At 74.7% G+C, this 15,837-nt stretch carries 9 protein-coding genes and 3 pseudogenes; 10 read left to right on the forward strand and 2 right to left on the reverse strand.

All coding sequences use genetic code 11. The annotated features are described in order from the left end of the window. The first annotated feature begins 5 nt into the window (after positions 1-5). The 6 genes and pseudogenes from dxr (at position 6) to VSR01_RS29995 (ending at position 7,335) form a co-directional block, all read left to right on the forward strand. The gene (dxr, locus tag VSR01_RS29970) at positions 6-1,256 is read left to right on the forward strand and encodes a 1-deoxy-D-xylulose-5-phosphate reductoisomerase (protein WP_326452165.1); all 1,251 of its coding nucleotides are present in this window, start codon (positions 6-8) and stop codon (positions 1,254-1,256) included. Then, positions 1,253-2,570, forward strand: a pseudogene (locus VSR01_RS29975) (M50 family metallopeptidase). Before dxr ends, VSR01_RS29975 begins: the two are co-directional and overlap by 4 nt. A gap of 108 nt (positions 2,571-2,678) precedes the next feature. Beyond that, the gene (gene ispG / locus VSR01_RS29980) at positions 2,679-3,833 is read left to right on the forward strand and encodes a flavodoxin-dependent (E)-4-hydroxy-3-methylbut-2-enyl-diphosphate synthase (RefSeq protein WP_326452166.1); all 1,155 of its coding nucleotides are present in this window, start codon (positions 2,679-2,681) and stop codon (positions 3,831-3,833) included. A 166-nt stretch (positions 3,834-3,999) separates the two neighbouring features. Beyond that, complete coding sequence (locus tag VSR01_RS29985; RefSeq protein WP_326452167.1) at positions 4,000-4,845, forward strand: GNAT family N-acetyltransferase; 846 nt, start codon at positions 4,000-4,002, stop codon at positions 4,843-4,845. Between the two features lie 156 nt (positions 4,846-5,001). Next, on the forward strand, positions 5,002-5,565 hold the full coding sequence (locus VSR01_RS29990; RefSeq protein ID WP_326452168.1) for a GNAT family N-acetyltransferase: 564 nt from the start codon (positions 5,002-5,004) through the stop codon (positions 5,563-5,565). Between the two features lie 54 nt (positions 5,566-5,619). Continuing rightward, entirely contained in the window at positions 5,620-7,335 is a 1,716-nt protein-coding gene (locus tag VSR01_RS29995) for a proline--tRNA ligase (protein ID WP_326452169.1), read from the forward strand. Between the two features lie 286 nt (positions 7,336-7,621). Here VSR01_RS29995 and VSR01_RS30000 read toward each other — a convergent pair whose 3' ends face one another. Both VSR01_RS30000 and VSR01_RS30005 read right to left on the reverse strand, forming a co-directional pair. After that, complete coding sequence (locus tag VSR01_RS30000) at positions 7,622-8,530, reverse strand: aminoglycoside phosphotransferase family protein (protein WP_326452170.1); 909 nt, start codon at positions 8,528-8,530, stop codon at positions 7,622-7,624. Between the two features lie 126 nt (positions 8,531-8,656). Further along, positions 8,657-9,067: a DUF4439 domain-containing protein gene (locus VSR01_RS30005; protein WP_326453896.1), complete on the reverse strand. Its 411-nt coding sequence runs from the start codon at positions 9,065-9,067 to the stop codon at positions 8,657-8,659. A 1,417-nt stretch (positions 9,068-10,484) separates the two neighbouring features. Here VSR01_RS30005 and rimP point away from each other — a divergent pair. From rimP to infB, 4 genes and pseudogenes are all read left to right on the forward strand, one after another. Continuing rightward, positions 10,485-11,047: pseudogene (gene rimP / locus VSR01_RS30010) on the forward strand (ribosome maturation factor RimP). A 2-nt stretch (positions 11,048-11,049) separates the two neighbouring features. Continuing rightward, positions 11,050-12,045, forward strand: coding sequence for a transcription termination factor NusA (gene nusA, locus VSR01_RS30015; RefSeq protein WP_326452171.1), 996 nt, complete (start codon positions 11,050-11,052; stop codon positions 12,043-12,045). A gap of 186 nt (positions 12,046-12,231) precedes the next feature. Beyond that, positions 12,232-12,510 (forward strand): YlxR family protein, encoded by a 279-nt coding sequence (locus tag VSR01_RS30020; protein ID WP_326453897.1) that lies wholly within the window; start codon positions 12,232-12,234, stop codon positions 12,508-12,510. A 155-nt stretch (positions 12,511-12,665) separates the two neighbouring features. After that, positions 12,666-15,795 (forward strand): annotated as a pseudogene (gene infB / locus VSR01_RS30025) (translation initiation factor IF-2). Positions 15,796-15,837: the final 42 nt, after the last annotated feature.

The following is a 15,837-nucleotide window of genomic DNA, read 5'->3' on the forward strand; positions in this document are numbered from 1 at the left end:
AGGCCATGACCGACGCTCTCGCAGACCCGCACTACCGCCCCCACGTCTCCCCGGAGCCCGGCGGCGGCCCGCGCGACATCGTGATCCTCGGCTCCACCGGCTCGGTCGGCACCCAGGCCGTCGACGTGGTGCTGCGCAACCCCGACCGGTTCCGGGTGGTCGCGCTGTCCGCCGCGGGCAGCCGCGTCGGCCTGCTCGCCGAGCAGGCGCACCGGCTGGGCGTGTCCACCGTCGCGGTCGCGGACGAGAGCGCCGTCACCCCGCTGCGCGCCGCGCTCGCCGCCGTGTACGGCGCCGCGCCGCTGCCGCGGATCCTGGCCGGCCCCGGCGCGGCCACCGAGGCCGCCGCGCTGCCCTGCCACTCGGTGCTCAACGGCATCACCGGCTCCATCGGGCTGCGCCCCACGCTGGCCGCCCTGGAGGCCGGCCGGGTGCTCATCCTGGCCAACAAGGAGTCGCTGATCGTCGGCGGGCCGCTGGTCAAGGCGATCGCCAAGCCCGGCCAGATCGTGCCCGTCGACTCCGAGCACTCCGCGCTCTTCCAGGCGCTGATGGGCGGCGACCGCTCCGAGGTCCGCAAGCTGATCGTCACCGCCTCCGGCGGCCCGTTCCGCGGCCGCACCCTGGCCGAGATGGCCGACGTCACACCCGAGCAGGCGATGGCCCACCCCACCTGGGACATGGGCCCGGTCATCACGATCAACTCCGCCAACCTCGTCAACAAAGGGCTGGAGGTCATCGAGGCACACCTGCTCTACGACATCCCGTTCGAGCGGATCGAGGTCGTCGTCCACCCGCAGTCCGCGATTCACTCGATGGTGGAATTCACCGACGGCTCCACCCTGGCCCAGGCCGGGCCGCCGGACATGCGGGTGCCGATCGCGCTGGGCCTGGGCTGGCCGCAGCGGGTGCCGGACGCCGCGCCGGCCTTCGACTGGACGAAGGCGGCCACCTGGGAGTTCTTCCCGCTGGACGAGGAGGCCTTCCCCGCGGTGGCGCTGGCCCGCCATGTGGGTAGCCTCGGGGGCACCGCCCCGGCGGTGTTCAACGCGGCCAACGAGGAGTGCGTCGACGCGTTCCGTGCGGGCCGGCTGTCCTTCACGGGCATCATGGACACCGTCGCCCGGGTCGTCGCGGAGCACGGGACCCCCGCGGCGGGAACTTCCCTCACCGTCGAGGACGTCCTCGAAGCGGAGGGCTGGGCCCGCGCACGGGCCCGGGAACTGGCACAGGCATCGGAGGCAGCACGCGTATGACCGCATGGATGACGGTCCTCGGCATAGTGGTCTTCGCCGTGGGCCTGATGGTCTCCATCGCCTGGCACGAGCTCGGCCACCTGTCGACCGCCAAGCTCTTCAAGATCCGCGTGCCGCAGTACATGGTCGGCTTCGGGCCCACCCTGTTCTCCCGGCACAAGGGGGAGACCGAGTACGGCTTCAAGGCCATCCCGCTCGGCGGCTACATCCGGATGATCGGCATGTTCCCGCCCGGCGAGGACGGCCGCATCACCGCGCGCTCCACCTCGCCGTGGCGCAGCATGATCGAGGACGCCCGCTCGGCGGCCTTCGAGGAGCTGCGCCCCGGCGACGAGGACCGGCTCTTCTACACCCGCAAGCCGTGGAAGCGCGTCATCGTGATGTTCGCCGGCCCGTTCATGAACCTGATCCTGGCGGTCGCGCTCTTCCTGACCGTCTTCATGGGCTTCGGCATCACCGCCCGCACCACCGTCATCGGCCAGGTCAGCGACTGCGTGATCTCCCAGTCCGACACCACCAAGCGCAACCCCGACAACCCGTGCCTGCCCACCGACCCGGTCGCACCGGCCAAGACCGCCGGCTTCAAGGCCGGCGACCGGTTCCTGGAGTTCAACGGCGCGCCGGTGAAGAACTGGGCGCAGCTGTCCGACGACATCCGCGACCACCCGGGCCGCGCCACCATCGTGGTGCTGCGCGACGGCCACCGGGTCACCCTGCACCCGGTGATCACCACCAACACCGTCGCCAAGACCAACGGCGACGGCGACTACGTCGACGGCACCGTCAAGGCCGGCTTCCTCGGCTTCAGCCCGGCCACCCACATAGAGCAACTGGGCTTCGCCGCGTCCTTCTCGCACATGGAGGACATGGCCCGGCAGGGCGTGGACTCCCTGGTGTCGCTGCCCAAGCGGATTCCCGACCTGTGGAACTCCGCCTTCAACGGCGCCCCGCGCAAGGCCGACTCCCCGATGGGCGTGGTCGGCGCGGCCCGCGTCGGCGGCGAGGTCTTCGCGCTGAAGGAGCCCGCCATCGACCGCATCGCCACCATGGTGCTGCTGGTGGCCGGATTCAACCTGTCGCTGTTCCTGTTCAACATGCTCCCGCTGCTGCCGCTGGACGGCGGGCACATCGCCGGGGCGCTCTGGGAGTCGCTGCGCCTGGCACACCGCCCGCGCGTTCCGCAAACCCGACCCCGGGCCCTTCGACGTCGCCAAGCTGATGCCGATCGCCTATGTCGTCGCCGGTATCTTCGTGTCCTTCACGCTGCTGGTGCTGATCGCCGACGTGGTCAACCCGGTCAAACTCAATTCGTGACATCCGCGATGCCCCGAGCCGGGTGATGACCGCGGGCGCGGTGCCGTAATCTCGATCCCGGAGCCCGCCGACGACGGGACCTCGTACAACCTTGGGGATGCCACGCAGATGACCGCGATTTCGCTCGGTATGCCGGATGTTCCGACCAAACTCGCCGACCGCCGCAAAAGCCGTCAGATCCAGGTCGGAAGCGTCGCGGTGGGCGGCGACGCACCGGTCTCCGTCCAGTCGATGACCACCACCCGGACCTCCGACATCGGCGCCACCCTGCAGCAGATCGCCGAGCTGACCGCCTCCGGATGCCAGATCGTCCGGGTCGCCTGCCCGACCCAGGACGACGCCGACGCGCTCCCCGTGATCGCCCGCAAGTCGCAGATCCCCGTCATCGCCGACATCCACTTCCAGCCGAAGTACGTCTTCGCCGCCATCGACGCCGGCTGCGCCGCGGTGCGCGTCAACCCGGGCAACATCAAGCAGTTCGACGACAAGGTCAAGGAGATCGCCAAGGCGGCCTCCGCGGCCGGCGTCCCCATCCGCATCGGCGTCAACGCCGGCTCGCTGGACCGGCGGCTGCTGGAGAAGTACGGCAAGGCCACCCCCGAGGCGCTGGTGGAGTCCGCGCTGTGGGAGGCGTCGCTGTTCGAGGAGCACGACTTCCGCGACATCAAGATCTCGGTCAAGCACAACGACCCGGTCGTGATGGTCAACGCCTACCGGCTGCTGGCCCAGAAGTGCGACTACCCGCTGCACCTGGGCGTCACCGAGGCCGGCCCGGCCTTCCAGGGCACCATCAAGTCCGCGGTCGCCTTCGGCGCGCTGCTCTCGGAGGGCATCGGCGACACCATCCGGGTCTCGCTGTCCGCGCCGCCGGCCGAGGAGGTCAAGGTCGGCATCCAGATCCTGGAGTCGCTGAACCTGCGCCAGCGCCGGCTGGAGATCGTCTCCTGCCCGTCCTGCGGCCGCGCCCAGGTCGACGTCTACAAGCTCGCCGACCAGGTCTCCGCGGGCCTGGAGGGCATGGAGGTGCCGCTGCGCGTCGCCGTCATGGGCTGCGTCGTCAACGGCCCCGGCGAGGCCCGCGAGGCCGACCTCGGCGTCGCCTCCGGCAACGGCAAGGGCCAGATCTTCGTCAAGGGCGAGGTCATCAAGACCGTGCCCGAGTCCAAGATCGTGGAGACGCTGATCGAGGAGGCGATGAAGATCGCCGCCGAGATGGAGACCGCCGGCATCGGCTCGGGCGAGCCGCAGGTGAGCGTCTCCTGACCGCAGCACCGCGCCCCCGCGGACGCCGCCGCGCGGCACGTTCCGGACGTTTCCGGCCGTGCCCTGGCCGCCCTTTCCCGGGCGCCGGGCACGGCCCCGCCCTGCGAGGTAAGGTGCGGGAACCGTCTTCCGCCGGCGTTCACGGCCCGTACGGTGAGGTGTCCCCGTGTTGACGCATTCGACAGCCCGAGTCCTGGAGCCAGGCGACCTCGACGCCGCGCTCGCGGTGCTGGGCCGCGACCCGGTGGCCAACGCGTTCGTGACCTCGCGCGTCAACGTCGCGGGCCTGGACCCGTGGCGGCTCGGCGGCGAGATGTGGGGCTGGTACTCCGGCGGCCGGCTCACCTCGCTGTGCTACGCCGGTGCCAACCTGGTGCCGCTGTGCGCCACCCCCGAGGCGATCCGCGCCTTCGCCGAGCGGGCCCGCAGGGCCGGCCGCCGCTGCTCGTCCATCGTCGGCCCGGCCGAGGCCACCGCCGACCTGTGGTCCCAGCTGGAGCCGCACTGGGGCCCGGCCCGCGAGGTGCGCGCCCACCAGCCGCTGATGACCACCCGCTCGCTGCCCGCCGACATCGCCCCCGACCCCGGGGTGCGGCGGGTCCGGCGCGACGAGATGGACGTCATCATGCCCGCGTGCGTCGCCATGTTCACCGAGGAGGTCGGCGTCTCCCCGCTGGCCGGCGACGGCGGCCTGCTCTACCAGGCGCGGGTGGCCGAACTCGTCTCCACCGGCCGCGCGTTCGCCCGGATCGAGGACGGCGAGGTGGTCTTCAAGGCCGAGATCGGCGCGGTCACCCGGCACACCTGCCAGATCCAGGGCGTGTGGGTGGCGCCCTCGCACCGCGGCCGCGGCCTGTCCGAGACCGGCATGGCCGCCGTGCTGCACTACGCGCTGCGCGACGTGGCCCCCGTCGTCAGCCTCTACGTCAACGACTTCAACACCCCCGCGCGCGCCGCCTACCGCAGGGTCGGCTTCACCGAGGTCGGCGCGTTCATGAGCGTGCTGTTCTAGGGCGTGTCCGCAAGGTCGTGTCGTCGCCCGCGGGGCAGGCACGACCTTGCGGACACGCCCTGGGCACCGCCCGGCGCGGGCGCCCGCGGTCGCGCCGCGCGGGCAGGCCCGCGTACCGGCGCGCGCGGCGGGCGCCGCCACCGGTAGGGTCCCGGCATGGAGCATGTGGTGGTCGCGCCGGTCGACCTGGCCGCCAGGGTGGACGAGGCCCTCGCCGTACAGGCCGTCGCCTTCGGACTCGGGCCCGAGGAGGTGGCCATCCGCCGGCAGATCGTGCTGCGCCACCTCGCCTCCCCCGGAGCCCGCGCGCTCGGCGCCCGCACCCCCGACGACCGGCTCGTCGGCTTCGTCTACGGGCAGCCCAACGACCGCGGCCACTGGTGGTCCAGCGTCGTGCAGCCCTACCTGCGCCGCGAGGGCAACGACGACTGGCTCGACGACTCCTTCGTGATCACCGAACTGCACGTGCTGCCCGCCTACCAGGGCCGCGGCATCGGCCGCAGCCTCATCACCGCGATCACCGACCACGCCGAGCAGCCGCGCAGCATCCTGTCCGCCATCGACGGCGACAGCCCGGCCCGGCGGCTCTACCACACCCTCGGCTACCGCGACCTGGCCCGGCCGGTGCACTTCCCCAGCGCCGCCCGCCCGTACGCGGTGATGGGCGCGCCGCTGCCGCTGCCCCGCCCGCCGGCCGCGGCGGATAAAACGGTTTCCTGAGCCGTCCCGGCGCTGTCTATCCTCGCCGCACCCCGGCAACCCCAGGAGACGCCGATGCCCCAGCAGGCCAGCACCCAGGTCCAGCGCATGTCCCGGCTGACGGTCAGGACGCTGCGCGACGACCCGGCCGACGCCGACAGCCCCGGTCACCGGCTGCTGGTGCGCGCCGGGTACGTCCGCCGCTCCTCGGCCGGCATGTGGAGCTGGCTGCCGCTGGGCAAGCGGGTGCTGGACAACGTGGCCCGCGTGGTGCGCGAGGAGATGGACGCCATCGGCGGCCAGGAGGTGCTGCTGCCCGCGCTGGTCCCCGCCGAGACGTACGAGGCGACCGGCCGCGCCGGCGAGTACGGTGACCTGCTCTTCCGGCTCACCGACCGCAAGGGCGCCCGCTACGTCCTCGGGCCCACCCACGAAGAGGTCTTCACCCACCTGGTCAAGGACCAGGTCACCTCGTACCGGGACCTGCCGGTGATCCTCTACCAGGTGCAGACGAAGTACCGCGACGAGGCGCGGCCCCGCGCCGGGGTGCTGCGCGGGCGCGAGTTCCTGATGAAGGACGCTTACTCCTTCGACACCGGCGACGACGGCCTCGACGAGGCGTACCGGCTGCACCGCGAGGCGTACCTGCGGATCTTCCGCCGGCTCGGCCTGGACGTCCGGGTGGTCTCCGCGGTGTCCGGCGCGATGGGCGGCTCGCGCTCCGAGGAGTTCCTCGCGCCCGCCGCGGCCGGCGAGGACACCTTCGCCGCGTGCGCCGGCTGCGGCTACGCCGCCAACACCGAGGCGGTCGCCTTCACCGCGAAGGTCCCCGCGGCCGACGCGCCCGGCCCGCTGCGGGAGATCGACACCCCCGGCACCGCGACGGTCGCCGAGCTGTGCGAGCGGCACGGCGTGCCCGCGTCCGCGGTGCTGAAGAACGTCCTGGTCACCGTCGACGGCGAGATCACCGCGGTGGGCGTGCCCGGCGACCGCGAGGTCGACCTCGGCAAGCTCGCCGAGCACCTGGCGCCGGCCGTCGTCTCGCTGGTCACCGCCGAGGACTTCGCCGCCCGGCCCGACCTGGTCCGCGGCTACATCGGCCCGCAGGGACTGGCCGTCCGCTACCTCGCCGACCCCCGGGTCGCGCCCGGCACCGCCTGGGTCACCGGCGCCAACCACGCCGGCCGGCACGCCTGGGACGTCGTCTGCGGACGCGACTTCGAGGTCGACCGCTACCTGGACGTCGCAGTGGTGGAGCCCGGCGACCCCTGCCCGCGCTGCGGGGCCGGCCTCGCGCTGGATCGGGCGATCGAGGTGGGCCACATCTTCCGGCTGGGCCGGAAGTACACCGACGCCTTCCGGCTCGACGTCCTCGGCCCCGACGGCAAGCCCGTCCGGGTCACCATGGGCTCCTACGGCATCGGCGTGTCCCGCGCGGTCGGCGCCCTCGCCGAGCAGACCGCCGACGCGCGCGGACTGTGCTGGCCGGCCGAGGTCGCCCCCGCGGACGTCCACGTCGTCGCGGCGGGCAAGGGCGGGCCGCTCGCGCTCGCCGAGGAGGCCGCGGAGGCCCTCGCCGCGGCGGGACTGCGGGTGCTGCTCGACGACCGCGCGCTGTCGCCCGGGGTGAAGTTCGCCGACGCCGACCTCATCGGCGTCCCCCGGCACCTCGTCGCCGGCCGCCGCGCCGCCGAGCGCGTCCTGGAGCTGAAGGACCGCGCCACGGGGGAGCGGCAGGACCTCGCCTTCGCGGAGGCGGTCGCGCGCCTGACCGGCGGGACGGCGGGCTGAGGCACGCGCAGGCCCCGCGGCGGCCGGGAGGCATACGTCCGAGCGGGGCGGCGCCTCGGCCGGCGCGGCGCCGGTCCCGCGCCGGGCGGGGGCTCGCCGTGAGGCGGACTTCCTCCCGGCATGGGCCCCCGGGCCGGTGCTTCGCGGCCCCGATGCCTCCGGGGCGGCCGGTGTTTGCGGGCCGGGCAGGATTGCGGGCCGAGCGGTGCCGCGGGCCGGGCGGGGATTCCGGTCCGGGCGGGGGTTCCGGTCCGCCCGGCGCCTTCCCGGCCGGGCGCGCCCCGGCTCAGAGCCAGCTGGCGAACTCCAGCAGCAGTTCGCCGTCCGTGCGACCGCCGACCGACAGGTACCAGACGCCCGCCTCGACCGCGCGGAAGACCGCCCAGCCGCGCAGCCTGTCGGCGTCGACCTCCAGGGAGTCGGCGAGCCGGGCGAGCCTGCGGCGGGCGGCGGCGCGGGAGCCGGGCTCGGCGGCGAGGGTGGACAGCCGGTCCCTGGCCAGCCACGCCAGGTCGAAGGCCGGTTCGCCGACCAGCGGCTTGGGGTCGATCGCCAGCCACGGCACCCGGTCGCCGGACAGCACGTTGCCGTGGTGGAAGTCCCCGTGCAGCAGCACCGGCTCCGGCGCCGAGCCGACCAGCTCCTCGCGGACCGCCAGCGCCTCGTCGATCAGCTCCCGCGCGTCCGCCGCGAAGTCCCGCGCGCGGCGCACGCGCAGCAGCGCCGCCAGGTCCGCGGTCCGGTCGGCGACCGAGGTGAACGGGTGGCCGTCGGCCGGCGGCACCCACAGCCGCCGCAGCACCCCCGCCGCCTCCAGCATCGCCTTGGGCTCGGCCAGCGAGCGCAGCGAGACGTCCGCGTGCAGCCGCTCCTCCAGCAGCGCGCCCTCCTCGGGCTCCGCGCGCAGCAGGCGCACCGCGCCGTGCCCGTCCCAGTGCGCGAGCGCCGCGTGCTCCTGCGCGCTCTCCCGCGTCACCATGCCGACCTTGAGCACCGCGGGCGTCCCGTCGGCCGTCCTGACCAGCACGATCATGCTGATCTGGCCGCCCGCCTCGAACACCCGCTCCGGCGTCAGCTGCCACCGATCCAGGTAGCCCGCCACCTGCCCCGGCAGCCGGGCCAGCCATTCCCGGCCCGCCTCGCCCTCCCAGGCCACGACGGTACGGGCCAGGCGTTCCGGCGGTTGCAGCTCCACTGCGGTGCGTTCCCTCCGTGACGAGTACGGGCGGCGGTGGCGGGTGCGCCCCCGCGCGGGCGGCGTCGGCGACGGCCGCGCGCCTCGGCGCCGGGCCGCACCGGGCGGGTCCGCCGGGACCGGGGCTCAGCGGCGTTCCGCCAACCCCGGGAAGGCTACGCTGCCGCCGCTCCACCGCACCGCGCGCACCGCCGAGGCCCGCAGCGCGGCCGCCGCGTCACGGCGTACGGTCCCGGTCGCGGCCCTGGTCAGATCGCCGTACGCGCCGGCCACCCGCTCCTCCAGATAGGCCGCCAGCCGTACCGCCGCGGCCCGGTCCGGCACGGCGAACGGCAGCGCGTAGGCCGCCGCGGCGGCGACCGGGGTCCCGCCGAGCCCGGTCACCGTGCGCACCAGCGCGTCCCTGGCCGCCCGGTGCGCGTCGTACGCCGCCCGGGCCTCTCGCGCCCGCCCGGCCCCGACCCGCCCGCCGACCGCGCCGTACCCGTAGACCGCGGCGTGCTCCGCGGCGAGCGCGGCCTGCGCTGCGGCCAGCACGGGGGACGCCTCGCGGCGGACGGTCGCGGCGCCCGGGGACGCGCCCGTGCCCTTACCGCCTGCGCCTGTATCACCTGCGCCCGCGCCGTCTCCGCCCGTACCACCTGCGCCCGCGCCTCCGCCCGCATCGTCGGCCGTGCGCGGACCGGCACCGGCGGACGTCCCGGCGCCCGAGTCGCCGCCTGCGGACGTGCCGGTACCCGAGTCGCCGCCTGCGGAGGTACCCGCGCCCGCGCTTCCGGGTCCGCCCGTGCTGCCGCTCGCGGACGGACCCGCGGACGTACCGCTGCCCGGGGAGGCGTCCGCGCCGGCGGCCGGCGCGGCGCCCGCGTCCGATGACGTAACGGAACGCGCGCCCGTGCCGTCGCCCGCCGTGGCGCCGGACGCGGCCGACGGCCCCGATCCGGTCACCGGGCGGGCGTCGGAGGCCGGCGTGGCGTTCGTTTCCGCGCCGGCGGCGGGAACCGCCGCAGGGGCGCTCGGGCCCGACGCGAGGTCGGCGTCGGGGGAGACGCCGGTCCTGGCGGGCGGGGTGCGGGCCAGCAGGACCACGTGGCCCGCGTCCGCGGCGGCGATCGAGGCCAGCAGCCGCGCGAGGTCGCCCGGCACCGTGAGCAGCGCCGCCGCCCGGCGGTCGGCGAGCGCCCGCTCGGCCGCGGCGAGCCACGCCAGCGTGGCCGGAGAGCCGGCCGGGACGGCCGGGGCCGTCGTGGCCGGCGTGCCCGAGGCGCCCGGCGAGGCCGCACCGCCCGGCGGGCGCGCGGACGTCGGAGCTGTCGCGGGCGGCGTCGGCGCGCCGTCGCGCGCCCCGGCGGACGGGGGCGCGGTCGCCGCGGCGTCCGCGGCCGGAGCCCGCGTCGTGGCGGACGGCCCCGAGCCGGCCGGACTCGCCGGGCGCGCGGAAGGCGCCGAGCCGCCCGGGGGCGCCGCGGCGGGCGGCTTCGCCCCGAGCGCCGACGCGTGCCGCGCCACCTCCGACCGCAGCGGCGCGAGCCGCACCGCCAGGTCCGGGTGGGCGGCGACCGCCGCGTCGTACCGCCGCAGCAGGCCGAGGCTGTCGGCCGCGGCACGGGCGCGCTCGGCCGCGCCGGGAACGGGCGCCGACCGCGCCGCCCCGGCGGACGCACCGCCCGACGAACAGCCGGTCAGCACCCCGGCCGCCGCCACGCCCAGCACCGTGCGCCGGCTCGGCCGGACCACCTCGGGGATCATGCCGCGCAGTCTAGGGCCGTCGCGCGAGTCGCCGCGGCGTCGCGTCGCCCGGGACGCGCGCCGACCCGCGCGACAGCGCCCGAGGGCGGCGGAAACGCCGGTGCGAACTCGGGTAGCCTTGGCCTTGCACGCTGAGAGCACGCGAGAGCACGCTGATCACGCGGCCTTCCATGACAACAGCAGACGCGGCCGAGGAGTCACCCGGATGAGCACCACCCAGAAAGAGAGGCTGCGCGCACTGCTGGAGCCGCTCGTCGTGCAGGCGGGCCTGGACCTGGAAGAGGTCAAGGTGACCGCCGCGGGCAAGCGCCGGCAGCTCCTGGTCGTCGTGGACAGCGACGAGGGCGTGAATCTGGACGAGGTCGCCGAGCTGAGCCGCGCGCTGTCCAAGGAACTGGACGCCTCCGACGTGATGGGCGACGGCGAGTACGTCCTGGACGTCAGCTCGCCCGGCGCCGACCGCCCGCTGACCGAGCCCCGGCACTTCCGCCGCAACGCCTGCGGCTGGTCAAGCTCCAGCTCAAGGAGCGCGGCGAGCTGATCGCGCGGATCATGACGGTGGACGACACCGGCCTCGACCTGGAGGTCCCGGGCGTCAAGGGCCGCAAGCCCAAGCCCGCCCGCGCGGACTTCGCGCAGATCGCGCGGGCCCGGGTCGAGATCGAGTTCAACCGCCCGGCCGACGGCTCGGCGGACAGCGGTTCCGGCGACGCGGCGGACGACGGCGCCGAGCCGGCCGACGGCGTCGAGAGCACTGAGGAGGCGTAGCCGTGGACATCGACATGAAGGCCCTGCGGGGTCTGGTCACCGAGCGGCAGATCTCGTTCGACCTGCTGGTCGAGGCCATCGAGTCGGCACTCCTCATCGCCTACCACCGTGAGCCGGGCAGCCACCGCCGGGCCCGCGTGGAGCTGGACAAGCACTCCGGCCACGTCACCGTCTGGGCCACCGAGGACCAGGAGGAGGCCGGCGAGGGCGCCGAGCCGCGCGAGTTCGACGACACGCCCTCCGGCTTCGGCCGGATCGCCGCGTCGACCGCCAAGCAGGTGATCCTGCAGCGGCTGCGCGACGCCGAGGACGACGTGACCTTCGGCGAGTACGCCGGCCGCGAGGGCGACATCGTCACCGGCATCGTCCAGCAGGGCAAGGACCCGAAGAACGTCCTGGTCGACATCGGCAAGCTGGAGGCCATCCTGCCGGTGCAGGAGCAGGTCCCCGGCGAGGACTACGGCCACGGCACCCGGCTGCGCTCCTACGTCGTCCGGGTCGCCAAGGGCGTCCGCGGCCCGTCGGTGACGCTGTCGCGGACCCACCCCAACCTGGTGAAGAAGCTGTTCGCGCTGGAGGTCCCGGAGATCGCCGACGGCTCGGTGGTCATCGAGGCGATCGCCCGCGAGGCCGGCCACCGCACCAAGATCGCGGTCAGGTCGGCCCGCTCCGGGCTGAACGCCAAGGGCGCCTGCATCGGCCCGGTGGGCGCGCGGGTGCGCGCGGTGATGGCCGAGCTGAACGGTGAGAAGATCGACATCGTCGACTGGTCGGACGACCCCGCGGAGATGGTCGCCAACGCGCTGTCCCCGGCCCGGGTGACCAAGGTCGACGTGGTCGACCTGGCCGCCAGGTCCGCCCGGGTGACCGTGCCGGACTACCAGCTGTCGCTGGCCATCGGCAAGGAGGGCCAGAACGCCCGGCTCGCCGCCCGGCTCACCGGATGGCGGATCGACATCCGCCCGGACACCGAGGACACCGGGGACAGCGGCGAGTAGGCCGCACGACGGGGGCTCCTCGCAGCCGGCGGCCCGCGGCCGGCGGCCCGTACGGCGGCCGCGGTCCGCACGGCGGCAGTGGTGCGCACGGCGGATTCCGGCCATCCGCCGGGCATATGGCAGACGAACAACCGTGCGTCGGCCCACTCGAAGGAGTGAGGTCGGCGCGGGGAGGTAGACTTGAACGTGTCTGGTCGGACGCTGAACCCAGCATGCCCGGAGCGAACCTGCATCGGCTGCCGGCAGCGAGCGGCCAAGAGCGATCTGCTGCGTGTGGCGGCGGTCGGGGGCGCATGCGTTCCCGATCATCGCGGTACGCTGCCCGGTCGGGGTGCTTATCTGCATCCCGCCCTTGCCTGCCTCGACCTGGCGGTCCGCCGCCGGGCGTTCGCACGGGCCTTCCGGGGCCCGGTGGCGCCCGACGACGCGGAACTGCGCCGGTACGTCGAGCGGGCAGCCCCGTAAGAAGAAGTACGGCACGGGCGACACCGTGCGGTCAGGTACCTCGCGAGATGGAAGTAGGTCGAGATTGCGATGAGCACTCGATGAGTACGCGATGAGTACGCCCATGAAGTAGCGACGGTCCGGCGGACGACCACCCCGGACCTAGAAGGAGCGAAGTGGCTAAGGTCCGGGTATACGAACTCGCCAAGGAGATGGGAGTCGAGAGCAAGGTCGTCATGGCCAAGCTCCAGGAACTCGGCGAATTCGTCCGTTCGGCGTCCTCGACGATCGAGGCGCCGGTCGTCCGCAAACTGACTGACGCTTTCCAGGGACCCGGCGGTGGCGCCGGCAAGTCCGCTGCGAAGCCCTCGGCGCCCCGCAAGGCGCCCACCCCCGCGGCGCAGCGCCCCGGGGCGCCTCCACGCCGGCCCCACCCCGGGTGCGTCGGCCCGTCCGGCTGCCCCGGCGCCCAAGCCGGGCGGCCCGGTGACCCCGGCCGCCCCCGGCGGGCAGAACGGCAGCGCCCCGGCCCCCGGCCCGCGCCCCGGCCCGAAGCCGGCGCCGCGCCCGGCCCCCTCGGCCCCGGTGCCCGCGGCCGAGTTCCAGGCGCCGCCCGCCGCGCCGTCCGGCCCGTCCGGACCGTCCGGATCCGGCGGCTCCGCCCCCGCGGCCCCCTCCGGCCCGCGTCCCGGCGCCACCCCCGGCCCGCGTCCGGCCCGTCCGGCCGGCGGCCAGGGCGGCCACGGCGAAGGCCGTCCGCAGCGCGACGGCGCGCCGCGTCCCGGCGGCCGTCCCGCAGGCCAGGGCGGCGCACCGCGTCCCGGCGGCGGCCGTCCGGCCGGCCCGCGTCCGGGCAACAACCCCTTCACCTCGTCCGGCTCCACGGGCATGCCCCGTCCCGGCGGCGCACCGCGTCCCGGCGGCGGCCAGGGCGGCGCTCCGCGGCCGACCGGTCCCGGCGGCGGCGCACCGCGTCCCGGCGGCGCCCCCCGTCCTGGCGCCCCCGGCGGCCAGAGCGGTCCCGGCGCGGGCCGTCCGTCGCCCGGCGGCATGCCCCGCCCGCAGTCCTCGGGCCCGCGCCCGAACCCCGGCATGATGCCGCAGCGCCCGTCCTCCACCGGCGGCCCCGGCGGCCGTCCCGGCGGTCCGGGCGGTCGTCCCGGCGGCCCCGGCGGTCGCTCCGGCGGCCCCGGCGGACGTCCGGGCGGCGGCGGCTTCGCCGGCCGTCCCGCCGGTCCCGGCGGCGGCGGTCGTCCCGGCGGTGGCGGTGGCTTCGGCGGTCGTCCCGGCGGCGGCGCCCCCGGCGGCGGCGGTGGCTTCGGCCCGCGTCCCGGCGGCTTCGGCGGCCGTCCCGGCGGTCCGGGCGGACGCGGCGGCACGCAGGGCGCGTTCGGTCGCGGCCCCGGCGGCCGTCCGGCGCGCGGACGCAAGAGCAAGCGCCAGCGGCGCCAGGAGTACGAGGCCATGCAGGCCCCGTCCGTGGGCGGCGTGCTGCTGCCCCGCGGCAACGGCCAGACCGTGCGGCTGTCGCGCGGCGCCTCCCTCACCGACTTCGCCGAGAAGATCAACGCCAACCCGGCGTCGCTCGTCCAGGTGATGCTGAACCTCGGCGAGATGGTCACGGCCACCCAGTCGGTGTCGGACTCCACCCTGGAGCTGCTCGCCGGCGAGATGAACTACGTGCTGGAGATCGTCAGCCCGGAGGAGGAGGACCGCGAGCTGCTGGAGTCCTTCGACATCGAGTTCGGCGAGGACGAGGGCGGCGACGAGGCCCTGCAGCCGCGTCCGCCGGTGGTCACCGTGATGGGTCACGTCGACCACGGCAAGACCCGCCTGCTCGACGCGATCCGCAAGACCAACGTGGTCGCGGGCGAGGCCGGCGGCATCACCCAGCACATCGGCGCCTACCAGGTCGCCACCGACGTCAACGGTGAAGAGCGCAGGATCACCTTCATCGACACCCCGGGCCACGAGGCGTTCACCGCCATGCGTGCCCGCGGCGCGAAGTCCACCGACATCGCGATCCTCGTGGTCGCGGCCAACGACGGTGTGATGCCGCAGACGATCGAGGCGCTGAACCACGCCAAGGCGGCCGACGTGCCGATCGTGGTGGCGGTCAACAAGATCGACGTCGAGGGCGCGGACCCGACCAAGGTGCGCGGCCAGCTCACCGAGTTCGGCCTGGTGGCCGAGGAGTACGGCGGCGACACCATGTTCGTCGACATCTCCGCCAAGCAGGGCCTGCACATCGACGAGCTGCTGGAGGCCGTGGTGCTCACCGCGGACGCCTCGCTCGACCTGCGGGCCAACCCGGAGCAGGACGCGCAGGGCATCGCGATCGAGGCCCACCTCGACCGGGGCCGCGGCGCCGTGGCGACCGTCCTGGTCCAGCGCGGTACGCTGCGGGTCGGCGACACGATGGTGGTGGGCGACGCCTACGGCCGCGTGCGCGCCATGCTCGACGACAAGGGCGACAACGTGGAGGAGGCGACCCCGTCGACCCCCGTCCTCGTGCTCGGTCTGACCAACGTGCCCGGCGCCGGCGACAACTTCCTGGTCGTCGACGAGGACCGCACGGCCCGCCAGATCGCCGAGAAGCGCGCCGCCCGCGAGCGGAACGCGGCGTTCGCCCGCAAGGGCCGCAGGTTCTCGCTGGAGAATCTGGACGAGGCGCTCAAGGCCGGTGAGGTGCAGGAACTCAACCTCATCATCAAGGGCGACGCGTCCGGTTCGGTCGAGGCCCTGGAGTCCTCGCTCATGCAGCTCGACGTCGGCGAGGAGGTCGACATCCGCGTGCTGCACCGCGGCGTGGGCGCGGTCACCGAGTCGGACATCGACCTGGCGACCGGCTCCGACGCCATCGTCATCGGCTTCAACGTGCGCGCCGCTGGGCGTGCCACCCAGATGGCCGAGCGCGAGGGCGTGGACGTCCGGTACTACTCGGTGATCTACCAGGCCATCGAGGAGATCGAGGCGGCCCTGAAGGGCATGCTGAAGCCGGAGTACGAAGAGGTGGAGCTCGGCACCGCCGAGATCCGCGAGGTCTTCCGCTCCTCCAAGCTCGGCAACATCGCCGGTGTGCTGGTCCGCTCCGGCGAGGTCAGGCGGAACACCAAGGCCCGCCTGCTGCGCGACGGCAAGGTCATCGCGGAGAACCTCACCATCGAGGGCCTGCGCCGCTTCAAGGACGACGTCACCGAGATTCGTGAGGGTTACGAGGGCGGTATCAACCTCGGCAACTACAACGACATCAAGATCGACGACGTCATCGCGACGTACGAGATGCGCGAGAAGCCGCGCGGCTGACACGCGGCACCGGGCCGAAGGGCCCCGGCCGGGGCCGGTCGG

Origin of the sequence: Actinacidiphila sp. DG2A-62, from assembly GCF_035825295.1 — a bacterium.
Taxonomy (GTDB): Bacteria; Actinomycetota; Actinomycetes; order Streptomycetales; family Streptomycetaceae; genus Actinacidiphila.